This is a genomic window from Rhodococcus sp. 008 (genome assembly GCF_001682295.1).
Classification (GTDB): domain Bacteria; phylum Actinomycetota; class Actinomycetes; order Mycobacteriales; family Mycobacteriaceae; genus Rhodococcus_F; species Rhodococcus_F qingshengii.
This window is the reverse complement of the sequence record NZ_CP012749.1, coordinates 5,316,893-5,341,628: the sequence shown is the minus strand read 5'-3', so window position 1 is coordinate 5,341,628 and position 24,736 is coordinate 5,316,893. Positions and strand designations below refer to the sequence as shown.

The 24,736-nt window shown below is 62.7% G+C and carries 22 protein-coding genes; 9 read left to right on the top strand and 13 right to left on the bottom strand.

Going from position 1 to position 24,736, the window contains the following annotated elements; genetic code table 11:
- The gene (locus AOT96_RS24900; protein WP_065352935.1) at positions 1-1,560 is read right to left on the bottom strand and encodes an amino acid permease; all 1,560 of its coding nucleotides are present in this window, start codon (positions 1,558-1,560) and stop codon (positions 1-3) included.
- Between the two features lie 197 nt (positions 1,561-1,757).
- On the opposite strand from AOT96_RS24900, the gene AOT96_RS24895 reads away from it, so the two are divergent.
- Positions 1,758-2,489, top strand: a complete 732-nt coding sequence (locus AOT96_RS24895) for a TetR/AcrR family transcriptional regulator (RefSeq protein ID WP_054188193.1) — start codon at positions 1,758-1,760, stop codon at positions 2,487-2,489.
- Positions 2,490-2,501: 12 nt separating this feature from the next.
- Here AOT96_RS24895 and AOT96_RS24890 read toward each other — a convergent pair whose 3' ends face one another.
- A complete protein-coding gene (locus tag AOT96_RS24890) occupies positions 2,502-3,056 on the bottom strand; it encodes a transglycosylase family protein (RefSeq protein WP_030536448.1) in 555 nt (184 codons plus the stop codon).
- Between the two features lie 439 nt (positions 3,057-3,495).
- Between AOT96_RS24890 and AOT96_RS24885 the strand changes: the two genes are divergently transcribed.
- Positions 3,496-4,143 carry a hypothetical protein gene (locus AOT96_RS24885; protein ID WP_007728105.1) on the top strand — a complete coding sequence of 216 codons (648 nt, stop codon included), beginning with the start codon at positions 3,496-3,498 and terminating at the stop codon, positions 4,141-4,143.
- Positions 4,144-4,160: 17 nt separating this feature from the next.
- Here AOT96_RS24885 and AOT96_RS24880 read toward each other — a convergent pair whose 3' ends face one another.
- Genes AOT96_RS24880 through AOT96_RS24870 form a run of 3 tightly spaced genes read right to left on the bottom strand, consistent with a single transcriptional unit; the run spans position 4,161 to position 8,227 of the window.
- Positions 4,161-5,843 (bottom strand): ATP-binding cassette domain-containing protein, encoded by a 1,683-nt coding sequence (locus AOT96_RS24880; protein WP_003944811.1) that lies wholly within the window; start codon positions 5,841-5,843, stop codon positions 4,161-4,163.
- 15 nt (positions 5,844-5,858) lie between these two features.
- Positions 5,859-7,607, bottom strand: coding sequence for a 3-oxosteroid 1-dehydrogenase (gene kstD / locus AOT96_RS24875; protein WP_065352439.1), 1,749 nt, complete (start codon positions 7,605-7,607; stop codon positions 5,859-5,861).
- A complete protein-coding gene (locus AOT96_RS24870) occupies positions 7,607-8,227 on the bottom strand; it encodes a TetR/AcrR family transcriptional regulator (RefSeq protein ID WP_030536452.1) in 621 nt (206 codons plus the stop codon). Before AOT96_RS24870 ends, kstD begins: the two co-directional genes overlap by 1 nt.
- A gap of 466 nt (positions 8,228-8,693) precedes the next feature.
- Between AOT96_RS24870 and AOT96_RS24860 the strand changes: the two genes are divergently transcribed.
- The 3 genes from AOT96_RS24860 to AOT96_RS24850 all read left to right on the top strand — a co-directional run bounded on the left by AOT96_RS24860 (position 8,694) and on the right by AOT96_RS24850 (position 11,596).
- Positions 8,694-9,749 carry a serine/threonine protein phosphatase gene (locus AOT96_RS24860; protein WP_042448695.1) on the top strand — a complete coding sequence of 352 codons (1,056 nt, stop codon included), beginning with the start codon at positions 8,694-8,696 and terminating at the stop codon, positions 9,747-9,749.
- A gap of 81 nt (positions 9,750-9,830) precedes the next feature.
- A complete protein-coding gene (locus AOT96_RS24855) occupies positions 9,831-10,805 on the top strand; it encodes an ABC transporter ATP-binding protein (protein WP_042919882.1) in 975 nt (324 codons plus the stop codon).
- The gene (locus AOT96_RS24850; protein ID WP_065352438.1) at positions 10,805-11,596 is read left to right on the top strand and encodes an ABC transporter permease subunit; all 792 of its coding nucleotides are present in this window, start codon (positions 10,805-10,807) and stop codon (positions 11,594-11,596) included. Before AOT96_RS24855 ends, AOT96_RS24850 begins: the two co-directional genes overlap by 1 nt.
- A gap of 204 nt (positions 11,597-11,800) precedes the next feature.
- Here the strand turns inward: AOT96_RS24850 and otsB are convergent, their stop codons facing one another.
- On the bottom strand, positions 11,801-12,589 hold the full coding sequence (otsB, locus tag AOT96_RS24845) for a trehalose-phosphatase (protein ID WP_231917340.1): 789 nt from the start codon (positions 12,587-12,589) through the stop codon (positions 11,801-11,803).
- 173 nt (positions 12,590-12,762) lie between these two features.
- Here otsB and AOT96_RS24840 point away from each other — a divergent pair, with 173 nt between their 5' ends.
- Both AOT96_RS24840 and AOT96_RS24835 read left to right on the top strand, forming a co-directional pair.
- The gene (locus AOT96_RS24840; RefSeq protein ID WP_037130770.1) at positions 12,763-13,092 is read left to right on the top strand and encodes a type VII secretion target; all 330 of its coding nucleotides are present in this window, start codon (positions 12,763-12,765) and stop codon (positions 13,090-13,092) included.
- Positions 13,089-14,324, top strand: a complete 1,236-nt coding sequence (locus AOT96_RS24835) for a hypothetical protein (RefSeq protein WP_230691596.1) — start codon at positions 13,089-13,091, stop codon at positions 14,322-14,324. Before AOT96_RS24840 ends, AOT96_RS24835 begins: the two co-directional genes overlap by 4 nt.
- A gap of 12 nt (positions 14,325-14,336) precedes the next feature.
- On the opposite strand, the gene AOT96_RS24830 is transcribed toward AOT96_RS24835, so the two are convergent.
- From AOT96_RS24830 to AOT96_RS24815, 4 genes are all read right to left on the bottom strand, one after another.
- Positions 14,337-15,326 (bottom strand): malate dehydrogenase, encoded by a 990-nt coding sequence (locus tag AOT96_RS24830; protein WP_042452093.1) that lies wholly within the window; start codon positions 15,324-15,326, stop codon positions 14,337-14,339.
- Between the two features lie 66 nt (positions 15,327-15,392).
- Entirely contained in the window at positions 15,393-16,022 is a 630-nt protein-coding gene (locus tag AOT96_RS24825; RefSeq protein WP_007732974.1) for a hypothetical protein, read from the bottom strand.
- Positions 16,012-17,283 carry a histidine--tRNA ligase gene (gene hisS, locus AOT96_RS24820; RefSeq protein ID WP_007732972.1) on the bottom strand — a complete coding sequence of 424 codons (1,272 nt, stop codon included), beginning with the start codon at positions 17,281-17,283 and terminating at the stop codon, positions 16,012-16,014. The genes AOT96_RS24825 and hisS overlap by 11 nt, the downstream gene beginning before the upstream one ends.
- A gap of 15 nt (positions 17,284-17,298) precedes the next feature.
- Positions 17,299-17,979 (bottom strand): MBL fold metallo-hydrolase, encoded by a 681-nt coding sequence (locus tag AOT96_RS24815; RefSeq protein ID WP_007732970.1) that lies wholly within the window; start codon positions 17,977-17,979, stop codon positions 17,299-17,301.
- A 195-nt stretch (positions 17,980-18,174) separates the two neighbouring features.
- Between AOT96_RS24815 and AOT96_RS24810 the strand changes: the two genes are divergently transcribed.
- Together AOT96_RS24810 and AOT96_RS24805 are read left to right on the top strand one after the other, a co-directional pair.
- The gene (locus AOT96_RS24810; RefSeq protein ID WP_003943303.1) at positions 18,175-19,056 is read left to right on the top strand and encodes a peptidylprolyl isomerase; all 882 of its coding nucleotides are present in this window, start codon (positions 18,175-18,177) and stop codon (positions 19,054-19,056) included.
- A complete protein-coding gene (locus tag AOT96_RS24805; RefSeq protein ID WP_371747840.1) occupies positions 19,056-19,868 on the top strand; it encodes a peptidylprolyl isomerase in 813 nt (270 codons plus the stop codon). Before AOT96_RS24810 ends, AOT96_RS24805 begins: the two co-directional genes overlap by 1 nt.
- A 52-nt stretch (positions 19,869-19,920) precedes the next feature.
- On the opposite strand, the gene AOT96_RS24800 is transcribed toward AOT96_RS24805, so the two are convergent.
- The 3 genes from AOT96_RS24800 to AOT96_RS24790 all read right to left on the bottom strand — a co-directional run bounded on the left by AOT96_RS24800 (position 19,921) and on the right by AOT96_RS24790 (position 24,736).
- Positions 19,921-22,332: a RelA/SpoT family protein gene (locus AOT96_RS24800; protein ID WP_050656600.1), complete on the bottom strand. Its 2,412-nt coding sequence runs from the start codon at positions 22,330-22,332 to the stop codon at positions 19,921-19,923.
- A gap of 98 nt (positions 22,333-22,430) precedes the next feature.
- Entirely contained in the window at positions 22,431-23,009 is a 579-nt protein-coding gene (locus AOT96_RS24795; protein WP_007732962.1) for an adenine phosphoribosyltransferase, read from the bottom strand.
- Positions 23,006-24,736 (bottom strand): ABC transporter substrate-binding protein, encoded by a 1,731-nt coding sequence (locus AOT96_RS24790; protein ID WP_065352437.1) that lies wholly within the window; start codon positions 24,734-24,736, stop codon positions 23,006-23,008. The genes AOT96_RS24795 and AOT96_RS24790 overlap by 4 nt, the downstream gene beginning before the upstream one ends.

The following is a 24,736-nucleotide window of genomic DNA, read 5'->3' as shown; positions in this document are numbered from 1 at the left end:
TCAGGCTCCGATCGTGACGGGATTCGGGGTGGCGCGGCCACGTGGGAAGCAAGCGACTCCCAGCCCCACGACCAGCGCTACCGTGATGGGCGCGGCCCACTGCAGAATGGGGAACTCCCCGGTGGGGTTGAAGATCTCGGCTCGTGGCCAGGACAGGTTGATCACCATCAGCGCGCCGTACACAACCGCGGCGATGTTGACCGGAACTCCCCAGATACCCAGGGAGAAAAGCTTTTTGCCTTCGGCGTCGAACTTGGGGCCGACTGCCGTGCGAGGCCATCCCTTGAGACGCTGAACCAGCAGCGGCACGGTCACCATGAGGTAGGCCAAGTAGATCAAGATGATGCATACGCTGGACAGGGTTGCAAAAATTGCCGAGTTGCCCACGTTGACGGCCAGGACGGCAATGCAGACCAGACCGATGAGGACGGACGGCGCGATAGGTGTTCCGGTGCGGGGGTTGACCTTTGCCAGTACCTGCGAGGCAGGAAGCCGCCCGTCGCGGGCCATCGAGAACATCAGCCGTGAAGCAGCAGTCTGAATGGCCAAGGTGCACACGAACACTGCGATCGAGACGTCGATCAACAAGACCGTGCCCCACGGGGAACTGAGAATCGATGTCAGTACGTACGGCAAACCTTCCGTGGCCAGGCGTCCGTCGGTGAGTGAGGGCGCTGCCATCAACGCGCCGAGGATCATCAAGCCGCCGCCGAGCGCGGAAGCGGACAGTGCAAGCCGGATCGTACGAGGTGCGACGCGTCGGGGGTTGCGGGTCTCCTCGGCCAGTTCGCCTGCCGAACCGAAGCCGACCATGACGTAAGCAGCCATCAGTCCGGACATGATCCACGCCCAGGCGTATCCGGGCTGACCGCCGGCACTGCCGGTGTCGAAGACGACGTCCGGTCCGCGCTGAGCGTGGGTGAAGAACATCCCAATCACTGCGATGACACCGACGATTTCGCAGGTCACGCCGATGTTGTTGATACGCGACATCCAGTTGACGCCGATGCAGTTGATAAAGGTGGTCAGAACCAGAAGTACCGATCCGAGCAGCACGGCGTTGGCGGCACCACTCGATGAGGTGAGTGCGCTGTCCTCGCCGATGATCTGGAACCCGCTCCACACATTGGGGAGCACGACCTGCAAGGCGATCGCGGCGGCCGATGCAGTGACGATCTGAGCGAGAATCATGAACCAACCGGCGAACCAGCCGACGATCTCACCACCCATCCGCCGCGACCACTGGTAGATGGCACCCGAAATCGGATATCTGGCAGCAAGTTCCGCGAAGTTGAGAGCGACCATGAACTGACCGATGAAGACGATCGGCCACGTCCAGAAGAATGCCGGACCCGCGAAACCGAAACCGAGGCCGAACAATTGGAAGATCGTGGTGAGGATGGAGACGAAGGAGAAGCCCGCGGCGAAAGACGCGAACTTTCCCAGCGATCGATGCAGCTGCTGCTCGTAGCCGAACTCCGCGAGGTCACCGTCGTCGTGAGGCGAAGAGGCGAGTGCGGATGCGGTGATGGGCTGCGCAGCCGGGGTGGTTGCACTCAACGGCGTACTCCTTCGGCGAAGCGATTCAGAGGCGAATAACTGTCGATTGATAGTTTTCGCGAAATCCACTCGCCGCAGGTGACGCCCGCGTATACGATTCGCCTGATTCTGTAACAGGCTCGTTGAGTACGTTTCGAGCACGTGACCGAATGCTCACAGCGGCGGCCATCCCGCACGTAAGGCCGCAGCCTGCCACTATGGAAGGCGTGACCAACGCCGGCCCCGGACGACCCCGCCTGACCGCTCGCCGACGCCCGGGTGGCACTGCCCGGGCGGAGATCTTGGATGCAGCCGCTGAACTGTTCACCACCCGAGGCTTCGCCGCGACGTCCACACGCCACATCGCCGAAGCAGTCGGAATGCGTCAGGCGTCGCTGTACAACCATTTCGCCACCAAGGACGACATTCTGGTTGCACTTCTCGCCGACACCGTGACGCCGGCGCTCGACTTCGCGGAGAATCTCAGGCCACTCGACACCGCACCCGAGGTCAAGCTGTACGCACTTTCGTACATCGACGCGGCACAACTGATCACCGGACGGTGGAACCTCGGCGTCCTTTATCTCTTACCGGAACTGAGAAGTGACAGGTTCATGTCGTTCCGAGCCGATCGCGATCGGCTTCGCGAGCAATACCGGGCACTCGCCCAGGATGTGCTCGACGCGATTGACGATCCATCATCAACGCACCTGGCCGAGCTTCCGTTTCGCCTGGTAGAAAGTGTGATCAGCGCGCGAGCCGACGCGCTCGAAGGCACCCCGATTCCCGACGCCGCTGTCATCGCCGGGTCGGCGCTGCACATTCTTGGGTGGCGCCAGGATCTTGACCCCATCCATACGGAAGCGGCAACGATCATTGCGAACGCAGAAACGCCGAAACTGTCCGGGGCTGCATCAGCTCCGGACAATTTCGACGCATTGAGGACCTAAACGGCCACGAGACTAGACCGAGAGGGACTGTCCCGGGAAGATCAGGTTGATGTTCTGAACCTGGCTGGCGAGGTTCTCGAGCGAGATGCCGTGTGCAGCAGCGATCTTCGACAGGGTGTCGCCTGCCTTGACCACGTAGTTGCCGCTTCCGGTGCTTGCTGCCGGAGCCGACTCGACGGAAGCCTCAGCGGTGACGGGGGCGGCTGCGGCCTCGTAGTTGCCTGCGGTGGTGCCGGTGGTCAGGTACTGACCGCAGACGGGCCATGCGCCGACGCCCTGGCCTGCGAGAACGTTCTCGGCGACACGGATCTGCTCGGCCTGGCTGGCGTTGGCAGCGTTGCCCGATCCACCGAATGCGTTCCAGGTGCTCTGCGTGAACTGCAGACCACCGTAGAAGCCGTTTCCGGTGTTGGCGGCCCAGTTACCGGAGGACTCGCAGTTTGCGACTCCGGACCAGTCGTGGCCGGCTGCCGAAGCGGTGCCGGTGCTCATGGCGAGCGGGATCGCGACGACTGCGCCTGCGGTTGCAACTGCGCCGAGGGCGCGCTTGAAGGTGATGCTGGTCATTGGGTAAATCCTCTCCGCTACCGCGGACGAGGTCGGCCCGGACGCTTTCACGTCTCGTCGATCGACTCGTCTGTTTCACTCCTGCCCCGCGAAGGTTTCGGGAGTACCGGACCCGCGGGGCAGAAGCACGCAGTTGCGGGTCGGTGTTTGCCCGGTAGTTTCGGGCTGTCAACGACCGTAGGTGATGGTCACGGATTGGTCACGGGGCAGTTTTCCGGCACTGCTGTACCAGACTCAGTCGAAACTCGAGCAATAACCACAGGTCAACTAATTGATTCGAGCTTCAACCATACCGATCGTTATCCGTCCGTTATGTGGCAACCGTCACGGTGATTTTGTGACCCACCACACCGAAACAGGCCGTGTCGGACCGCCAACGAGGATCCTGGGGATGTTAAGAGATTCCTGGCAACGGGAAAAACCAACCGCCCCAATCATTATGGAGAATGGACTGGTGATCATCGCAGTAGAAGGACCCAGCGCCGCCGGCAAGACCACCTGGTGCCGAACCCAACTCGGTGGCGAATCCGCGGCGGAGAGATTCGTCGCCGAGTATCAGCCCACCGGGTTCGAGCCGGACGGTACGGATCTCGACCTTCAGGCAAGTTACTGGACAACGGTCAATTCGAAGCGATGGTCGCAAGCGGAAGATCTCGAAGCGAGAACCGGTATCGCGCTCTGCGACAGCGACCCGCTGAAACTGCACTACAGCTGGTGTCTCGCTGCGGTGGGCGCAGCACCTCGGGAGCGATTCGAGTACGAGCTCGCGGCAGTCGAGACAGCTTTCGAGCACCTCGAACTGGGTTTCGCGGATCTGACCGTCATCTCGATACCGTCACCGGAGCAGCTTCTGCTTCAGCGCGAAGGCGACCCCAGCCGCCGCCGACGGCATTTCGAGCTTCACGCGGCGCTCGCCGAGCCCCTCACCCACTGGTACTCGGCGGTGAACAGGGTAGATCCAGGTCGCGTTGTGTGGCGCTTTCCGACACAGCTCGATCTTTCGCGCTGTCCCCCGCCTCGATCGGATCGCAGCGATCCGGGCCTCCTTCGCGCGATGATCAACGAGCTGCCGCCTCTCCCCAGGTAGGGAGTGGCTGCTCGATCTCAGCGCGCTCGTTCGACCCTGGCCTCGTCCCACACCGGCGACTCGCTCTCGTACACGTTCCCATCCGATCCGAAGACGAGGAACCTGTCGAACCCGCGCGCGAACCAGCGATCGTGCGTGACCGAGATGACCGTGCCGGCAAACTGAGCAATGCCTTGCTCGAGCGCGTCAGCCGAATGAAGGTCGAGGTTGTCGGTCGGTTCGTCGAGCAACAACATCGTGGCGCCGGAGAGCTCGAGGAGCAGGATCTGCAATCGTGCCTGCTGACCGCCGGACAGGTCGTCGTACTTCTGTTCCGCAGCCTGGGACAATCCGTAACGGTCCAGCGCGCGGCTCGCCGCTTCGCGTCCCATTCCGCTGCGGTGTTCGTCGCCCATGTGCAGGATCTCGAGCAGCGTGTTTCCGGTCAGATCGGGTCTGGAGTGTGTCTGCGCAAACAATCCGGGACGTACCCGGGCACCCAGCGTCGCAGTACCCCCGTGCTCGACCGGCGCGATGTCGAGCGCCTCGACAGGCAGATGCTCGCTCCCCGGATCGGTCCCCCCACCCGCCAAGAGCCGAAGGAAATGCGACTTTCCGGATCCATTGGAGCCCAGCACGGCAACCCGATCTCCGTACCAGATCTCGGTGTCGAAAGGCTTCATCAATCCGGTCAGCTCGAGATCTTGACATACCAACGCGCGCTTGGCGGTTCGCCCGCCCGCCAGCCGAACCGTCACCTTCTGCTGAAGTGGAATCGCTTCGGGTGGCCCTGCCTCCTCGAACTTCGCCAACCTGGTTTGCGAGGCGTGATAACGCGCAGCGACGCCGTCGTTGAACTTGGCCTTTTCACGCAATCGCAGAACCAGGGCACGCAGTTTCGCGTGCTCCTCGTCCCAGCGTCGGCGCAGTTCTTCGAATCGAGCGTTGCGATCCTCGCGGGCTTGGTGGTAGCTGGCCAGCCCAGCACCGTGGGTCCACGACGTTGCGCCGCTGATTCCGGGCTCGAGCGTCACGATGTGGGTGGCCGCGTTGGCGATCAGTTCGCGGTCGTGGCTGACGAACAAAACCACTTTCGACGATTCCGAGATCGTCTTTTCCAGCCATCGCTTGCCCGGAACATCGAGGTAGTTGTCCGGCTCGTCCAGCAGGAGTGCGTCGTCGGGCCCAGCGAACAGTGCTTCGAGAACCAACCGTTTCTGCTCGCCACCACTGAGGGAGTTGGCCGCGCGCCACTTCGCACGGTCATAGGGAACACCGAGAGCCGCGGTAGTGACCTTGTCCCAGAAGTCTTCGGTCTCGTAGCCGCCCACGTCGGCCCAATCGGCCAGCGCATGCGAATACTTCATTTGAGTTGATTCCTCGTCGCGCTCGATCATCGCGTTTTCTGCCGTATCGAGCGCCAGTGCTGCGTCCCGGATCCGTGCCGGCGAGACGGACAACAGAAGATCGCGCACGGTGGACTCGTCGCGAACCTGGCCGACGAATTGCCGCATCACGCCCAGTGTTCCGGATCGAGTGACAGCGCCCTCGTCGGCGACGACGTCTCCGGCGACAATGCGGAGCAACGTCGTCTTACCAGTCCCGTTGGGGCCTATCAGTGCAGTTTTTGCACCGTTGCCGACCCGAAAGCTGACACCGCTGAGCAGTTGCCGACCATCAGGGAGAAAGTAGTCGACGTCGGCGATGTTGAGGTGGGTCACGCTGTCAAGAGAACCCTACCCACGGCGATCTGCCAAACCATTATTCCTGCCTTCGGTCTCGAGCTCACTACCGTCGCGGGATCGTCCGACCGCATCGAGCGCCGCCAGATATCCGAAAACCATTGCGGGACCGGTAGTTGCACCTGGACCGGCATAGGTATGACCCATCACCGGTGAGCTGGTGTTACCTGCTGCATAGAGCCCGTCGATGACCGAACCGTCGGCGCGCAACGCTCGCGCGCGAGCGTCCGTGTTGATGCCGCCTTTGGTCCCCAGGTCTCCAGGCACCATCTTCGCGGCATAGAACGGACCCTTCGTGAGTTCTCCGAGGCTGGGGTTGGGCTTGTTGGTGCAGTCGCCGTAGTAGTGGTCGTATCTGCTTGTCCCACGGCCGAAGTCGCGATCGACTCCGTCGCGCGCGTGACTGTTGAATCGTGTGATGGTCGCGGACAGCGCATCGCCCGGCACTCCGATCTCGGCAGCGAGTTCGGCAATCGATCCAGCTCGCACGATCGCACCCGATTCGATCCACGACCGAGGTATCGGCCTGCGCGTCGGAACCCCCGCGAACAGGTAACGGTCACGGTACGTCTGATCGAAGATCAGCCAAGCCGGGATGTTCTCAGCGGGTCCTTCACCTCGGCCGTACTTTCCGCCGAACATGGCGTGTGCCGCTTCGACATAGGGAAGTGACTCGTTCATGAAGCGCTGACCGCTGGCGTTGACCATGAGGCTGCGAGGCAACGAGCGTTCCGCCAAGGCGAACCACGGGCCTTTGGGCAGTGGAATCGACGGGGCCCACCACGCGTCGTCCATGTACGAAATTGCGGCGTCGACGCGTAGAGCTGCACGGATGCCATCCCCGGTATTGGTCGGTGCCCCGAGAGTCCACTGCGCGCTACTCGGCCGTCGCTGGTACTCGCCTCGCATGTCGTCGTTGTTGTCGAACCCGCCACACGCGAGGATGACACCGCATCGAGCGTGCATGGTGGTCTGCACTCCCCCGGACTCGAGTCGCACACCCACGACACGATCACTGTCGGTCACCAAATCCACAAGCCTCGTCCCGAGCTCCACCGTCACTCCGGCGTCCCGAACTCCGAGCATCAGTTCGGCCATGAGCGCCGGCCCGAGCCCGATCAGCTTCTTCTTCCGAGCTCTTGCGGCCAGGGATCTCATTCCTACCCGAAGCATCCGCACCGGACCCCGCCAATGCCGGATCCCCGTGCTCAGCCAACGGTAATCAGATTGTTGGACAACCATGTTGAGCGGAACCTTCATGTACGGCGGATGAAGTGTCGCAAGATCGTCGCCCAGAGCTCGCGCGTCGAACGGGCGCGGCTCGCACGAGCGGCCGCTTGCACGTCCGCCAGGTGCCTCGGGAAAGTAGTCGGAGTAACCCTTCACCCATTCGAGCTCGAGTGCAGAGTGACGAATCAGGAAATCGAGGGCTTCCGGACCTCGATCGAGATACGTGTCGATTCGGTCGCTGTCTGCATCCTCTCCGACAATGCTCTTCAGATATGTTCGCGCAGAGTCGATATCATCTTTCGGTGCCTCGCGGCGAAGTATCGAGTTTCCCGGAATCCACACGCCGCCCCCGGACCGGGACGACGAACCGCCCCAGTATTCGGACTTCTCCACGAGTATCGTCGAGAGTCCGTTGCGGGCTGCGGTGATGGCTGCGGACATGCCGGCAGCCCCCGATCCGACAACAACGACATCCACTACGGGCGGCGCGGCGCCCTGAGAGTTCTCGTCCATCACTGGTCACGACCTTTCGTGTCATCTTCGTCCTGCGTGTGCCACCGGGATCCCCGAACTGCGTCGAGCGCCCCCTCGACGCACACGGGAAGTGATGCCCCGCGCTTGTGAGGGTTACGTATCCATTGCCGATAACCGAACTCCGCCGCTGCCAACATCAAATGAACGAGAAGTCCTGGGCGGCTGTCATTTTCCGGATCGAGGTACATCCGTTGTGCCACCAACTCGACCAACCGATCACGATGCTCGGGCGCGATCAGGGCGACTCGATCCATCAGGTGCGGCGCGGTGCGGAACGCTGCTCGCCACTGATCGATCTCCGAGGACTCGAAAGCATTGGAGCGTTCCAGGATTGCCCGCGAGATCGCAAGATCAGCCGACTCGGATGCCGGGCGATCCTCGAGCAGCGTCACGATTCCGGCGCCGCCCTGCCTGACCGGATCCAACAGCAGATCCTCCTTGTTACGAACGTGCCGGAAGTACGTACTCGCCGATACCCCCGCTGCCGCCGCAATCTGCTCGGTGGTCACATCCTCGAAACCGTCACGCGCGAACAGATCGAATGCCGCACGTTGAATGTCTGCTCGCACCTGCAACCGCTGTCTCTCCCGTAGTGACATCAGCAACGTCCTCCCGCCTCGGCCGAGATCCGGCCATTCTCGATAATGCGAGTCTCACCTATTGTGACAGTCACTGTCAATATCCAATTCTCTGTCAGATATCAGCAGACCCGGGCACATCGTTGACAGGGCATTCGATGCCACGACAAGCTTCGAAGATGAAGCGATGGGGACCGAATCGAGACGTTTCTCCAACAATTTGTCGATGCGGGGCTTCAAGGCGCGGTCACCGAAGCGTATTTCGGTGGTCCACTCTGGCGCATGACCCTGCTCGCCCGTTTCGACGACCGGGCCCTTGGCCCCGACGGCGCCGTCATCTATCGAAATCGAACAGTGCTTCTCGTTCGGACCAAGTGGGAAAGATCATCGAGCACGAGGACTACTACGAGGACACCGCCAGAATCGGTGACTTCGACAGGCGGCTCCGCGAAATCGAAGCCGGACGAGCCTGTGGCACAGTCGTGGGATGACAGACGTCAGGATTGACCGTCACCGAAAGCTGTCGGCGTTCCTGTCTTCCCAGAACGATGTCGAACTGGCCCGACTGGTCGACACCGTTCGAATCTCGAGTGTCGGCGTAGGTGGCGCCGCAGGAGTGATCAGGGTCTATGACAACAGGCTCAACGGCGTTCCGGTATTCACCAAACGCATCCCACTGAGCGTGCGGGAAATCGCCGAGGTGGGCTCTACTTCCAACCATTTCGATCTGCCGACGTTCTGCCAGTACGGCATTGGTGGCCCAAGCTTCAATGCCTGGCGAGAACTGGCCGCGAACATCGTGGTCACCGATGCCGTTCTGGCCGGCGAAACACAGTCGTTCCCAATGCTTTACCACTGGCGGATACTTCCCGGACGTTCGCCCGTTGCGGCCGAACACGCCGACATCGATTCCGTTCACACCGCCGGCGCCAGCCGTGAAGTGCGGACCCGTCTCGAAGCGCTTGCCGCTGCGCCGTGCAGCCTCGTACTGTTCTGCGAGTACATCGAACACCCGATCTCGAATTGGCTGGAAGACAACCCGTCCGCCAAAGCTGCCGAAGTCGAGCGACAGTTTTCGGAGATCGTGGCATTCTTGCGCGATCGACAGTTGCTGCACATGGACGGACATTTCGGCAACATGCGCACCGACATGGAGCGGATCTATCTCACCGACTTCGGACTGGCCACATCCCCACACTTCGACCTGTCGACTGCCGAGCACGACTTCGTCCGGCGCCACGCCACTCATGACGCCGACTACGCCGCCATGCTTCTGGTCAACTGGCTGGTGACCGAGGTCTGCGGGGTACCGAGGCCGACGAGCGGCGGACCAGTCGCCCGCAACCAGTACGTACGACGATGCGCCACAGGTCATATTCCAGGTGATGTGACACCAGAGGTGGCCGCGATCGTGACACGGCACGCGCCCGTCGCTGCGAGGATGAACGACTTCTACTGGCGATTGTTCGACGGCGACTTCGATGCGCCCTACCCGCATGCCGCGCCAGTTCCGACTTCCGGTCGAGCACAGGGTTTTCCCTGAACTGCCGTATTCACATCTCAGGGTTCATGTCATCCTCGGGACCGATGTGCTGGTCAGTGCCGGTAGGGCACAGTTCTCCTCATGATTGAACTGAGGGGATTGACCAAGGTTTACGGACCGACGAAAGCGGTGGACGACTTGTCGTTCACGGTCAAGCCGGGCATCGTGACGGGCTTCCTGGGCCCGAACGGTGCAGGCAAGTCGACGACGATGCGGATGATCCTGGGTCTGGATCAGCCGACGTCGGGTGCGGCGTTGATCGAGGGCAAGCCGTACCGCGAGCTCAAGACGCCGTTGCGGACTGTCGGCGCGTTGCTGGATGCGAAGTGGGTGCACCCCAATCGCAGTGCGCGTGCACATCTGCAGTGGATGGCTGCTTCGAACGGGATCCCGAAGTCCCGCGTCGACGAGGTGCTCGGGTTGGTCGGATTGTCCGAGGTGGCGGGCAAGAAGGCCGGCGGGTTCTCGCTCGGTATGTCGCAGCGTCTGGGGTTGGCGGGTGCGTTGTTGGGGGATCCGAAGGTGTTGTTGTTCGACGAGCCGGTCAACGGTCTCGATCCGGAGGGCATCGTCTGGATTCGTAAGTTCATGCAGCGGTTGGCGGCCGAGGGCCGCACGGTGCTCGTGTCGAGTCACCTCCTGTCGGAGATGGCGCTCACGGCGGAGCAGTTGGTGGTGATCGGTCGGGGTCGGTTGATTTCGGATTCGACGGTCGCGGAGTTCGTGGATCGTTCGTCGGAGTCGACGGTGCGCGTGCGCAGCCCACAATTGGACGCTCTCCATGCCGCATTGACTGCCCAGGGACTGACTGTCCGCGAGGAACATTCAGGATCCGAGCCGGTGTTGGTGGTCGTGGATTCGACCACCGATGTGATCGGTGGTTTAGCTGGTTCGCAGGGAATCGTGTTGCACGAGTTGGCTTCTGTGCAGGGATCGCTCGAGGATGCGTTCATGAAGTTGACCGGGGACGATGTCCAGTACCACGCATCCGGTATCGATCCGGGCGCCGGAGCCCACCACGCAAACACACAGCACGCTATGGGAGGTGCACTGTAATGGCTGTTCTCAGTGCTGAACGTATCAAGATCACCACGACCAAGTCGCCGCTGTGGTGCACGATCACAATCATCGTCCTAGGGTTGGGCGTCGCCTGGATGATCGGGCGTTCGTCGAGTTCGAGCATTCAGGCGTACAACGACGAAGCCGCATCAGGAACTCCTGATTTCGAGAAATTCCTCCCCACGTTCAACGACGCGGGGCTAGGAGTATCCGGATTCGGCGTCATGGTCCTGATGATCATGGCGGCGCTCGCGATCACCAGCGAGTACCGCTTCGGCATCATCCGTACCACCTTCCAGGCCATCCCGAGTCGGGCTTCGGTTCTGATCGCCAAAGCCTGCCTGATCGGGGCTTTCGGCGCGGTGCTGTCCTTCGTTCTCATGCTCGGCGCGGTATTCATCACCAAAGCTGCGGCAGGCTCTGAAGGTTCCACCAATCTGGCACTGGACAACGCCGACGCCTGGCGCGCCGTTTACGGCGTACCGATCTTCGCGTTCCTCTGCGTTGCCCTTGCCATCACCGTCGGAGCACTCCTTCGTCAGTCCGCCGGCGCCATTGCACTACTGCTGCTGTGGCCACTGCTCATCGAGAGCCTGTTCGGCATGTTCGGATCCTTCGGCAGAAACGTCACACCGTTCCTCCCGTTCGCCAACGCCGACCACTTCCTCTCTTCGGGTTCGAGCACCAATTTCCATTGGGGCCCTTGGGGAAGCTTGTTCTACTTCGCAGCGTTTGTGCTGGTGATATTCGGAATCAGCATCGCCGTCGTCAACAAGCGCGACGCCTGACCGAGTCGCAAACCGACCAAGACCAAAACTGGCCGCACCGGAGCCCTTCCGGTGCGGCCAGTTTCGCGTTGACAGAACCCGCAGCGCTTGTCGATCACGCCAAGGAACAGGACAGGGCACGCGCGGGTTCGCGTCACTCTGCCCCGCGGACGCGGCACCTCGAAATAAGACCTGGTCGAGTTCCTGGCAGACTGACCTTACGCGTCAGCGTTCCAGTTGCGCGGCAAGCTCTTTCATCCAATCGAGGAATGCCTGCGGGCCGTCGAACTGGACGCCGTCGACAGCAGCCACTTCCGGTGCGATGTCGTCGCCCTTGACCACCAACGCTTCTCCACCCGAGGCAAGGACAACGGCAAAGGCCGGTAGGTCACCCCGGTCGTCGCCCGCGTACGCGACGACGTCGACCCCTGCGGCCGCGATCGCGCGAAGGAGGCCTGTCCCCTTGTCCTCCTCAACGGGTGGACGCAATTCCTCGACCAACTTGCCGGGCTCACGCCGCAACCCGGTCCGGCTCGCGATTTCTGTCGTCGCTGCTTCCACCAGGCGCTGCGCGACCGCACGATCCGCGGCCCGACGCCAATGCACGGCCACCGCAAGGCCTTTGCTCTCGACATGGATGCCAGGAACTGCCGGAGAGTCGAACAAGCGTCGCAATTCGGCTTCTGCTTCGGCGACAGCATCACTGAACGCCGCGACGGCCGGAAGCACGTGGATTCCGTCGTCCGTCCAGGTCTCGACGCCGTAGGAACCCATGAGCACAACGGAATTCAAGCTGAGCCGCTCTCGCAAGAACGACACAGGCCGTCCCGAGAGCAAGCCGACAACACCGAGATGCTCGGCCAGGGTCGCAAGCACGTCTTCGGCGCCGGGCAGTAGCGCACTCGCCGACGGATCGTCGACGATGGGTGCAAGCACGCCGTCGAAATCCATCACCAGTCCACAGCGAGCTGGATCGGACGTGAGTCGGAGGATGACGTCCGAAGCGGTTCGCATGGTTCGAGTGTGCCAAATCGATCGCACTCGCAATACCAACACCGGAGCCGAATGTAATCTCTGCCACTTCGTCCAGGTTGTCCGGAACCGCTGAGTAGGTCGCGTCGTCTCCCTGTAAGGGCCCACAGTGGTCCGCTAAAGTTCTCACGACGCTTACCAACTGGGGGGTAATGATGAGCGAATTGACTGTCGCCACTGACGGCATCCGAAAGTACGGCTCGACGTCGACCGAAGCGGCAGGACGCATCGCGCAGGCCGCCGCCGTCGATCTGGGTGCAAACATCGCAGCAGTCGCACCGGCCGTGGGCCCCGTCGGGATCGAATTTCTCGAAGCATTCGCGCGCGCTCAGGCCACACACACCAAAGATGTTGCAGCACTCGCCACGTTCTACGCCGGCAACGCCGCGACGGCCGGTGCGGCCGCGCAGGCCTACGACACCACAGATCATGCAATCGCAACAGATCTGACCGCTGCGGCCGGATCGACGGGCGCGACCGCGTGAGCACCGAAGACGACTCGACGACCGTCATCGAATTCCTTCACGGTGGCGCTCCTGCCCCGGTACTGCCGAACAATGTGGTCGAATCGATGCTCGCCGGCATACCGGTACCGGCACTCCCCGGAATCGAAGATCTGTTCGCGCCCTTGATCGAACTCGGGAAGAGTCTCGGCACAGGCACTTTTGCGGGCATCGATCCCGTCGGCATCTTCGATCAGGCGTCCACTCTCATCGACCACGCCATGGGACTGTCCCGAAGCGCGGTCGCCGACGTGGGCCAGACCTGGAACAGCACCGGCAGTGACGCCGCGACCGAACTGTCGCGATCCGCCCAGAACAGCGGCGCAGAATTGAGCGAACGCGGAACCGCGATATCGAAAACTGCTGCCGCCGCCGCGGAATCGGTGCAGCGAGGCAACGCGAATCTCGCGGCAATCGCGCAGTCCTTCGCCACCACGGTTGCAGCTGCCGCGCCCATCGCGTGGACACCACCAGGACAGGCGATGTTGCTTGCCTCGGCAGCTGAACACATGCAGGCAGCCGTCGCGGCGGTGACTCGGACGCGTGGGGAGATGCTCGGGCACACCGCAGCCATGAACGCCCTTGCCGGACCGATCCCCGTGCCGACCCCACCGACCAGTGAGGCACTCTCCAACCTGGTCACTGCGGAGGCAATCAACAACGCCGCCCGTCAGATCGCCCAACCTCTTTCTGCCTCAACCGATGCCGGTGATGCGCCGTACTCCACCCACCCGGACTCCACTCAGCCAGGCACAGAGGCTGTTCGAACTTCGGCTGCACGGGCCGGCGCCGGGCTTCCGACCGGCGTCGACAAGCTGTGGGGCGCAGGCAATCCGTCGACGTCACTCGCAGCCGGCGCGTCGCCGTCACCCAGTGCGACGGCAAGCTCTGGCGGAGCATGGGTGAGCGGAAGCGGTGGCACTACTGGCGGAATGGTGAGGGGTGCAGCGGGAGTTGCTGCAGTTCAACCGGTTCCGGTAACAACGCCCGGCCTGGGTGCACCATCGTCGGCAGTCGGCAGTAGCGGCATGTCGCCGGGCGGCATGCTGGGCGGTGGACCCCGCGGATCTCGGGACGACGAGTCGTCACGCACTACCCCGAGGTATCTCGTCACTGCCGGCGACGAGAATTCGATGGTCGACGATCTGCCGATGGTGTCGCCGCCCGTGCTCGGGGCTGACGATCCCGATCAGTACCTGTTCCGAGATCTCTGATCAAGACAAACCTCAGACGAAGCCCAACTCCCGCACCGCCGCACGCTCCTGCTCCAGTTCGCTGACGGACAGGTCGATCCGTTCGCGTGAGAAGTCGTCGATCGCGAGGTCGGGCACGATAGCGAACTCGCCATCGGCACAGGTCACAGGGAAGGAAGAGATCAAACCTTCGGGCACTCCGTAGGAACCGTCCGAACAGACGGCCATGGATACCCAGTCGTCCTCGGCGGTACCGATCACCCAGTCGCGGACGTGGTCGATCGACGCGCTGGCCGCACTCGCCGCAGAGGACGATCCCCGTGCAGCGATGATGGCGGTGCCTCGCACCTGCACAGTCGGGATGAAATCGTTCTCCACCCAGTCGCGGTCGTCGATCACCGCGAGTGCAGGCTCACCTGCGACAGTCGCGTGGGACAGGTCCGGGTACTGCGTCGCCGAATGGTTTCCCCAGACGGACACCTTGCGCACCGACGACGCACGAACCCCGGTCTTCTTCACCACCTGCGCGATCGCTCGGTTGTGGTCGAGACGCGTCAGTGCACTGAACCGAGTATCGGGCACATCCGGTGCATTGTTCATCGCGATGAGTGCGTTGGTGTTGGCCGGATTTCCCACGACCAGCACCTTGACGTCCGAGGCTGCGTTGTTGTTGATCGCCTTCCCGTGGGCTGTGAATATCGCGCCGTTCGCACTCAGCAAGTCGGCACGCTCCATCCCCTTGCTCCGCGGACGTGCGCCGACCAGCATCCCGACGTTCGCGCCGGAGAAGGCGACATCGGGATCGTCAGTGATGTCGATGGAGCTCAGCAACGGAAATGCGCCGTCTTCGAGTTCCATCGCAACGCCTTCGGCAGCGGACACGGCGGCAGGAATCTCGAGCAGTCGAAGTTTGATCGGGACGTCAGCGCCGAGCATCTCCCCCGCAGCTATGCGGAAAAGCATTCCGTATGCGATCTGACCCGACGCTCCGGTTACCGTGACGGTTACGGGCGCAATACTCATTGCCGACTCCTCACCTGCCGTTTTCACGACTGTCCGTTCTACAACGCTGTAAGAACGGTTTCCACGCTAGTCGAGTAAACCGGCCACTTCGTGGTCTGTCAGTGTGGTTCTCGGCACTCGTCCCTCCGCCGTCACGAGTTCGACGGCGCGGTAGAGCGGACGCTCGGCGAGTCCGGCGCCGCGGGCTTCGGCACGCAACTGTTCGATCAGCACCGAGGACAACGCGGCAGCCGGTACCAACTCGCTGGCTGCCAGCGCGTCGGCGAGCTTGCGGAGTGCAAGGATCTCCAACTCGCGCCCACCCCCCGCGGTATACAGCGCGAGCGGGATCCGCACGGTGGACCGTCCGTCGCCGAGCGTCAAGCTGACTTCGCTGATCCGGCCGGATCTCACCGTCAATGCCGCCGTGAGTACCTCGGCCACGTCGACGACGTTGGTTCGAAAACCAGCTTGCGCACGAACTCTGTTGCCGTACAACGTGATGTGCCGGCGCAGCGTCATCAGGATCGCAAGTGACGTCGGCACCGCGATGACGGCACCGACGATCACTCCAACGGTCGCCGTCGAGAACACACTGACGATCAACCCGACGACCACACCGAACACCACGACAACAACGGCGAATTTCTTCAACCGCGGCGCGATCAACGCCACGGGAACCAGATCGAGCGAAACCGGTTCGGCCTCAGTGCTCAACGAGTTCCCCGAGCTTGTCGACAACCTGGTCGAGCGCCACTGTCTCCTGCTCACCTGTTGCCAACTGTTTGACAACGACAACGCCCTCTTCGAGTTCACGCTCGCCGAGAACCAAAGCGATCGCGGCACCCGAACGATCAGCTGCCTTCATCGAGCCCTTCACGCCGCGGTTTCCGTACGCCAGGTCGACGCGAATCCCATTGGCACGCAACTGATGTGCGATCTTCACCAGTGCAGCCTTCGCCTCGGCACCCATCGGTACACAGAAGACGTCGACACGCGCCGGTGGCGCAACGGACTTGCCCTCGGCCTCGAGCGCGAGAACCGTGCGGTCGACGCCGATTCCGAACCCGATGCCCGAGAGCGGCTGTCCACCCAGCTGTTCCATCAGACCGTCGTAACGACCACCACCACCGATTCCGGACTGCGCACCCAGTCCGTCGTGCACGAATTCGAAGGTTGTCTTGGTGTAGTAGTCGAGGCCGCGGACCATGCGCGGGTTGACGACGTACGGAACGCCCAATGCGTCCAGGTGCGCTAGCACCTCGTCGAAGTGCGCCTTGCAGCTCTCGGACAGGTGATCGAGCATGAGCGGTGCGCCGGCCGTCATCTCGCGTACATCTGGGCGCTTGTCGTCGAGCACCCGAAGCGGGTTGATCTCGGCGCGTCGACGTGTGTCTTCGTCGAGCGGAAGTGCAAAGAGAAACTCCTGCAGCAGTTCGCGGTACTGCGGTCGGCAGGTGTCATCGCCGAGAGAGGTGATTTCGAGGCGGAAGCCGTCGAGCCCCAACGACCGGAATCCGGCGTCGGCGATCGCGATGACCTCAGCGTCGAGCGCGGGGTCGTCGATCCCGATGGCTTCGACTCCGACCTGCTGCAACTGGCGGTAGCGGCCGGCCTGCGGGCGCTCGTAGCGGAAGAACGGGCCCGCGTAGCTGACCTTGACCGGCAACTGTCCACGATCGAGGCTGTGCTCGATGACGGCACGCATGACACCGGCGGTTCCCTCGGGACGCAACGTCACCGAACGGTCACCGCGATCGGCGAAGGTGTACATCTCTTTGCTGACGACGTCGGTCGACTCACCGACACCGCGAGCGAACAGGCCGGTGTCCTCGAAGATCGGCAATTCGATGTGGCCGTATCCGGCCAACCTCGCGGCGCGCGTCAAACCGTCACGAACGGCGACGAATTCGGCTGACTGCGGCGGAACGTAGTCCGGAATGCCCTTGGGTGCAGAGAAGGTGCTGGCTTTACTCACGAGAGGTACTTTTCCTTATTCTTGTGCGCTGAGTCCAACGAGAAACGGATTCGAGCTTCGCTCGGCGCCGATCGAACTGTTGCCGCCGTGCCCGGGCAGGACCACTGTCTCGTCACCGAGTACCAATAGCTTGCGGGCGATCGAAGCGAGCAACTGCTCGTGATTTCCGCCGGGCAGGTCGCTGCGCCCGATGGAACCCTGGAACAGGGTGTCACCGGTGAACGCCAAATCCACGGGCCCGCTCTCGGTGTTCGCCTGGGTGCGGAACACCACCGATCCCTGCGTGTGCCCGGGTGTGTGGTCCACGACGAACGTCATTCCGGCCTCGGTGATCTTGTCTCCGTCGGCCAGTTCGATCACCTCGTCCGGCTCCACGAACGTCATGCCTTGAATGAATTCCTTCATCGTCGGGCCGATCCCCCGTGCCGGATCGCTGAGCATGTAGCGATCCTCGGGATGGATGTACGCGGGTACGGAATACCGCTCACAGACCTCGCGGGCCGACCACACGTGATCGAGATGACCGTGCGTCAGGAGGACCGCCGTGACCGACATGTCCTTGGAGTCCAGATATTCGAAGAGCGGCTCAGCTGCATCCTGACCCGGATCTACGACTACGCACTCGCACGCGTCGTCCTGAGCGAGTATGTAGCAGTTGGTTTGGAACATCCCGGCCGGAAAACCAGTGACGAGCACGGGGGCAACTCCTCTTCGAAGGGTGGAAACGAACAACACGCTGTCGGTTACAGCCTAAGCTGCTGCCCCGCCAGTAAGTTCTCAGGTTGCAATGGGAGACTCTGACGACGAGTAGAGCCGCTTGCCGAAGCCGACCCCCAGGGTGTCGCTCGGCCGGCCGACCACGATCCACCCGCGATACGGAGGACTACAGCAGTGCCGAGTAACGAGCAACGCCGCGAGGCGGCGAAACGCAAGCTCGAGCGTCAGCTCGAACGTCGCGCAGAACGTGCCCGCAAGCGCAAGCAGATGACGATAGCCGGAACTGCGCTCGGCGTGGTCGTCGTAGTCGGCGTCGTCGGTGGACTCATCTGGCTGAGCAATCGCAGTGACGACGACGCGAACACCACCAACACTGCTGCCGACGACTCGAGCCTCACGCCACAGACCGCGGGTGCAATGCCGGCCGGTCTGTCGACGCCACTGGCCGACACGGTTTCCTGCTCGTATCCAGCCGACGGCGCTACCGCGTCCAAGGCCAACAACCCTCCTCGTACCGACGGGATTCCCACCACCGCGCCGGACGCGACGCCGAGCATCAGCGTCGAGACCTCGCAGGGAAACATCGGGCTCACACTCGACGGAACGAAGTCTCCGTGCACGGTCAACAGCTTCGTGAGCTTGGCGCAGCAGGACTACTTCAACGACACCACCTGCCACCGCATGACGACGAGCCCCTCGCTCCAGGTGCTGCAGTGCGGTGACCCGTCCGGCACCGGCACCGGCGGACCGGGCTACGGCTTCGACAACGAATTCCCCACCACGGCGTATTCCACCACCGACCCGGCAGCGCAAGAGCCCGTCACCTACGCGCGCGGCACGGTTGCGATGGCCAACACCGGGGCACCCGGTAGCAACGGCAGCCAGTTCTTCCTCGTCTACGGCGACTCACAACTCCCCCCGCAGTACACGGTTTTCGGCACGATCGACGAAACCGGGCTCGCCACTTTGGACAAGGTCGCGGCCGGCGGATCGACGCCAGAGGGTGACGGCAAGCCGAATCTGACCACCGACATCAAGACAGTAAGGCTCGACTGATGCGACGTAATCCTGTGATGCGCTTTCCTGTAGTCATTGCCGCCGCAAGCGCCGCGGCGCTGCTTCTGGCTGGTTGTTCCAGTGATTCCGGTAGCTCGGACTCGCCGTCCAGCACCTCCAAGGCGAAGACGACAACGGCTGCCATGCCGCCGCTCGACATGTCACAGTTCGACGCACTCCCGCCTGTCCCGACTCCGGCCTCGGCGACCGTCGACTGCTCGTACCCGAGCGCGGCGGGTGCAGCAAAAACCGTCAATCCGCCGAACTCCACGGGTGTGTCCACCGAGGGAACCGTCAACGTCGCGCTCACGACTACGGCCGGCCCGATCGGGATGGAACTGAACCGGGCGGAAGCCCCCTGCACGGTCAACAGCATCGTGAGCTTGACCGAGCAGAAGTACTTCGACGACACCCCGTGCCATCGACTCGTCACCACACCCGGTCTACAGATCCTGCAGTGCGGCGATCCCTCGGGCAAGGGCACGGGCGGACCGGGCTATGGCTTCGACAACGAGTACCCGACCACTGCCTACCCGGCTAACGATCCGGCACTCTCCTTGCCTGCCGTCTACCCCCGCGGCACGCTGGCAATGGCCAACTCGGGTAAACCGGGCAGCAACGGCAGCCAGTTCTTCCTCGTCTACGAGGATTCGGTCTTGCCGCCCAACTACACGGTCTTCGGAAAGATCGACGACGCCGGCCTGGCGACGATCGAGAAGATCGCGGCCGACGGCGACGACGGTGGCATGGGAGCAACCGGCGGCGGTGCACCCAACACCCCGATCACCATCGAGACTGCAATAGTCGCCTGACCCCCTGTGCGCCTTTATTAACCGCCCGCGGTTAATAAAGGCGCACAGCAGTTTACGAGGCAGAGGTCACGCGGTAGACGTCGTAGACGCCTTCCACGTTACGAACCACGTTGAGAACATGACCCAAGTGCTTCGGGTCACCCATCTCGAAGGTGAACTTGCTGATCGCCACGCGGTCGCCGGACGTGGTGACCGAGGCCGACAGGATGTTCACCTTCTCGTCTGCCAACGCCTTGGTGACGTCGGAAAGCAACCGATGACGATCGAGCGCCTCGATCTGGATCGCGACCAGGAACACCGATGTCGCTGACGGTGCCCATTCGACGTCGATGATTCGCTCCGACTGATCGTGGAGCGAGTTGGCGTTGGTGCAGTCGGTACGGTGCACGCTGACCGCGCCGCCACGCGTGACGAAGCCCAGAATCGAATCGCCCGGTACCGGCGTGCAACACTTCGCGAGTTTTGCCACCGTGCCCGGTGCTCCGGGAACCAGAATTCCGGAGTCACCCGTACTGCGGGTGCGCACCGGCATGGTCGACGGCGTCGAACGCTCGGCCAGTTCCTCCTCGACGGCACCGACGCCGCCCAGATGAGCAACCAGTCGCTGCACGACGTGGTGCGCCGACACCTGACTCTCGCCTACGGCCGTGTACAACGCCGAGACGTCGGGATAGCGAAGTTCGTGCGCGATCGTGCTCATCGATTCGGCATTCATCAACCGCTGCAACGGAAGTCCCACACGGCGGACCTCCTTCGCGATCTGATCCTTGCCGGACTCGAGCGCCTCCTCGCGGCGTTCCTTCGCGAACCACTGACGGATCTTCGCCTTGGCACGCGGCGAGACGACAAACGTCTGCCAATCACGGCTCGGCCCGGCGGTGGCAGCCTTCGACGTGAAGACCTCCACCACTTCGCCGTTTTCGAGAGTTCGTTCCAGCGCGACCAGTCGGCCGTTGACCCTGGCACCGATGCATCGGTGCCCGACCTCGGTGTGCACCGCATACGCGAAATCGACGGGGGTCGATCCGGCAGGCAACGTGATGACGTCGCCCTTCGGCGTGAAGACGAAGATCTCCTTGACCGCGAGGTCGTAACGCAACGATTCGAGGAACTCCCCCGGATCGGCCGCTTCTCGCTGCCAGTCGAGTAGCTGACGCATCCACGCCATGTCGTCGACCTCGGCGATGTCGCCCGCGTGCTTGCCCTTGGTCTCCTTGTACCGCCAGTGCGCGGCGATACCGAACTCCGCGGTCCGGTGCATGTCCTGGGTCCGGATCTGGACCTCCAGGGGCTTGCCTTCCGGTCCCACGACGGTGGTGTGCAGCGACTGGTAGACGCCGTAGCGCGGCTGTGCGATGTAGTCCTTGAAGCGTCCGGCCATCGGCTGCCACAGCGAGTGGACAACACCGACCGCGGCGTAACAGTCACGCACCTCTTCGCACAGAATGCGCACGCCGACCAGATCGTGGATGTCGTCGAAATCGCGGCCCTTGACGATCATCTTCTGGTAGATCGACCAGTAGTGCTTGGGCCGGCCCTCGACGATGGCATTGATCCGCGAGGCGGACAGAGTCGAGTTGATCTCGGCGCGAACCTTGGCCAGATAAGTGTCTCGAGAGGGCGCGCGATCGGCGACCAGTCGAACGATCTCGTCGTACTTCTTCGGGTGCAGGATCGCGAACGAAAGGTCCTCGAGTTCCCACTTGACGGTCGCCATTCCGAGCCGATGCGCAAGTGGTGCAATGACTTCGAGAGTCTCACGCGCCTTACGTGCCTGCTTTTCGGGCGGCAGGAATCGCATCGTGCGCATGTTGTGCAGACGATCCGCAACCTTGATCACGAGCACGCGCGGGTCCCGCGCCATCGCGATGATCATCTTGCGGATGGTTTCGCCCTCGGCGGCGGTGCCCAGAACGACCTTGTCGAGTTTGGTGACTCCGTCGACAAGGTGAGCGACCTCGTCACCGAAGTCCTTGGTCAACTCTTCGAGTGAGTAACCGGTGTCCTCGACGGTGTCGTGCAGAAGGGCTGCGACGAGGGTAGTGGTGTCCATACCCAACTCGGCCAGAATGCTTGCGACGGCCAACGGATGCGTGATGTACGGATCGCCGGACTTGCGCCGCTGGCTCGAATGTCTGTCCTCGGCGACGTCGTACGCACGCTGGAGCAGCGCGAGGTCGGCCTTCGGATACAGCTCACGGTGGAGGCTGACCAACGGCTCGAGCACCGGGCGGATGGTGGCGTTGCGCTGACCGGTGATGCGTCGAGCAAGCCGAGCGCGCACCCTACGGGAGGCGGAAGCGGGCACGGCCAGATTCTGCCCACCCCGATTGCCGGTAGTTTGCGCAGATCCCGAATCGTCGGGCACCGCGGACTTCGATGGTGTCGTCTCCGGAGCCGGAACTACACCCGTCTCCTGCGACACTGCACCCGAGTTCTGTGATCGATCAAGATTCGACGTCATGTCGCCACCTCCTACCACCGAGTTGGTTGAGGCAACCGCCCTGCATCGGGTAATTGCCCTGGAGGTCTAACTCGACCCCCAGGAGACAACTTTAATACTCAGACCTTCACCAGTGATGTCAGTGGGTACTTCAAGAAGCGATCTCGACCGCGCAGTTCCTCGATCTCGAGCACCACTGCGACGCCGACGACGTTCGCTCCACCCAACTCGACCAACTGTACCGCCGCCTCGAGTGTCCCTCCGGTAGCCAGAACGTCGTCGATCACCAGAACATTCCGCCCGGTGAGATCGAAGCCGTTTGCGGGAATCTCGAGAGTCGAGGATCCGTACTCGAGGCTGTACGAACGAGAGAGCACCGGCGGCGGCAGTTTGCCGACCTTCCGCACGGCAACGACTCCCGCACCCATCTTCGCGGCCGCACCGGCACCGAGCAGGAAACCGCGAGCATCGACGGCGGCGATCGTGTCGGCGTCCGGAGCACAGGCGACAAGGGCATCGAGCACGGCCCCGAACCCCTCGGCGTCGGCGAACACCGGAGTCAGATCGGCGAACCGAACACCGGGACCGGGAAAGTTGTCCGCCCAGCGGGTCAGCCGAACAACGGCGTCCCCGGCAGCCCGGTGGATTGCGATCAATTCTTCAGTCGTGTGCAAGGCAACACCATTCGAGACGCTCATCTGCGTAGTACCCATCTGTCCATGTTCCAGCCGGTAGCGGCCCGAGTCGGATTGACCAACACTGCCGACATGCCTGGAGCTACAGCGACAGTTCGTAGTTGATTGAACAGTGGAATCGTAGGCACCTGGGTCCACAGGATGTTCTCCGCCTCCACCGAGAGTCCCAATTGCGCACTCGTGCTCGCATCCACGTTCAACTGATCGATGATCTGATCGATCCTGGCATTTCCGTACGTACCGAGGTTTGCGCCGTTGCCCGATCGCAGCGCTCCGCGCGCGTCGATCATGCTCGCTGTTCCGCCTGCGCCGACTTTGCCTGCCATGCCGGAGAGCACGGCGTCGACTCCCCCACTCTGCAGACTCGCGGGATCGAAGCTGTCGCTACTTGCGTCCTCGACCGTGATTCCCGCCGGAGCACACGCGGCTTTCGCTTCGGAGACGATCTGCGCCCGCACCGGGTCCGGTGCGAGGTACCCGACCCGGACGGTCAACTGGTCGAGGTCGGCTTCCGACAACGACGTCTTCGCAGCCTCGATGTCGGCATTGGCGTACCGATCACCGTCGACCGCAGCGGCGTCGCTGTAAACGAGTGAATCCGGCGCCATCAGTCGCGAATCGACCACGCCGGAACCCAAACCCGCCTGCGGCGCATTCTCCGTCTGCCCGAACTTCTCGAACAAAGTCGTACGCGGAACACAATGCGCGAACGCTCGACGGGCGGCTTCGTCGCCCAGCGAACCAGAGGTCGCGAGAACGAACTGCTCGATCGACCGCGACGGAATCTGTTGGACGTCGAACCCGGACGGAGTACCGAGTTCGCCAGCCGAGCCGGAAGCGACGTCGACGACCTCGATCGAGTTCTTGTCGAGATCCTCGGTCAGATTCACACCACGTGGCCAGACGACGATGCGATCGGTCGCCGGCTTGTTGCCCCACCACCGCTCGTTCGCGACCAGCACCAGGCCGTCGTCGGTACTGTACGAGTCGATTCGATACGGACCAGCGGAGGGCAGTACGGAGGTGTCCACCTGACCTGGAGTCAGGTTCCACCCGGTGTTCCAGAAGTCCGCGATCTTCGACAACGCTTCGGTGTCACCGGCATTCACCGCGCTCACCACGTCGCTGACACCCGTGCGCTGCGTCACGACGTGTGAAGGCATCAACGCAGTCGCACCGAACAACGACCGCCAATCGGTGAACGATCGCCCGGGTTTGAAGAACACCGTCGCGTCCTTCGCCCCGCTCTGGCAGTCGATCCGGTCGATGTCCGCGTATCCGAGATTGTTCGCCGTGTCGAACATGGGCTTCGCGGCACCATCGACGTCTTCGGTGAACTTGCCACTCGACGCCGCCCAGGTGAGGACGAGATCGTCACAGGACATCGGAATCCCGTCGGAGTACACGGACGCCGGATTGAGCTTGTACGAGACCGTGAGCACGTCACCGGGCAACTCAGACGCCGTTCCGATGTCGGTGTCGGAGACAGGTGCTCCGGCCGGGCCGGTGAACGTGAAGCCGGGAAGCACCCGGCCGAACGCGGCCATCGCCCCGGACACCGATCCAGCTGTCGTGTTGGCGTTGTACGTGGAGATGGAGTTGTCGATGGCATATCCGATGGACGGAACCTGCTCGGCGCTTTCCGAGCAGGCCGCCAACGAACCCGCAGCCACAGCGGTGGCCGCAACGAACGTCATCGATCGAACCAGTGTGCGTGTTCTTGGGAGCAT

Bases quoted from the DNA above. Each gene is read 5' to 3' on its own strand.
- AOT96_RS24895 (WP_054188193.1), top strand. From the start codon at position 1,758: ATGGAAGGCGTGACCAACGCCGGCCCCGGACGACCCCGCCTGACCGCT.
- AOT96_RS24890 (WP_030536448.1), bottom strand. From the start codon at position 3,056: ATGACCAGCATCACCTTCAAGCGCGCCCTCGGCGCAGTTGCAACCGCA.
- AOT96_RS24885 (WP_007728105.1), top strand. From the start codon at position 3,496: ATGGAGAATGGACTGGTGATCATCGCAGTAGAAGGACCCAGCGCCGCC.
- kstD (WP_065352439.1), bottom strand. From the start codon at position 7,607: ATGGACGAGAACTCTCAGGGCGCCGCGCCGCCCGTAGTGGATGTCGTT.
- AOT96_RS24870 (WP_030536452.1), bottom strand. From the start codon at position 8,227: ATGTCACTACGGGAGAGACAGCGGTTGCAGGTGCGAGCAGACATTCAA.
- AOT96_RS24860 (WP_042448695.1), top strand. From the start codon at position 8,694: ATGACAGACGTCAGGATTGACCGTCACCGAAAGCTGTCGGCGTTCCTG.
- AOT96_RS24855 (WP_042919882.1), top strand. From the start codon at position 9,831: ATGATTGAACTGAGGGGATTGACCAAGGTTTACGGACCGACGAAAGCG.
- AOT96_RS24850 (WP_065352438.1), top strand. From the start codon at position 10,805: ATGGCTGTTCTCAGTGCTGAACGTATCAAGATCACCACGACCAAGTCG.
- otsB (WP_231917340.1), bottom strand. From the start codon at position 12,589: ATGCGAACCGCTTCGGACGTCATCCTCCGACTCACGTCCGATCCAGCT.
- AOT96_RS24840 (WP_037130770.1), top strand. From the start codon at position 12,763: ATGAGCGAATTGACTGTCGCCACTGACGGCATCCGAAAGTACGGCTCG.
- AOT96_RS24830 (WP_042452093.1), bottom strand. From the start codon at position 15,326: ATGAGTATTGCGCCCGTAACCGTCACGGTAACCGGAGCGTCGGGTCAG.
- AOT96_RS24805 (WP_371747840.1), top strand. From the start codon at position 19,056: ATGCGACGTAATCCTGTGATGCGCTTTCCTGTAGTCATTGCCGCCGCA.
- AOT96_RS24800 (WP_050656600.1), bottom strand. From the start codon at position 22,332: ATGACGTCGAATCTTGATCGATCACAGAACTCGGGTGCAGTGTCGCAG.
- AOT96_RS24795 (WP_007732962.1), bottom strand. From the start codon at position 23,009: ATGAGCGTCTCGAATGGTGTTGCCTTGCACACGACTGAAGAATTGATC.
- AOT96_RS24790 (WP_065352437.1), bottom strand. From the start codon at position 24,736: ATGCTCCCAAGAACACGCACACTGGTTCGATCGATGACGTTCGTTGCG.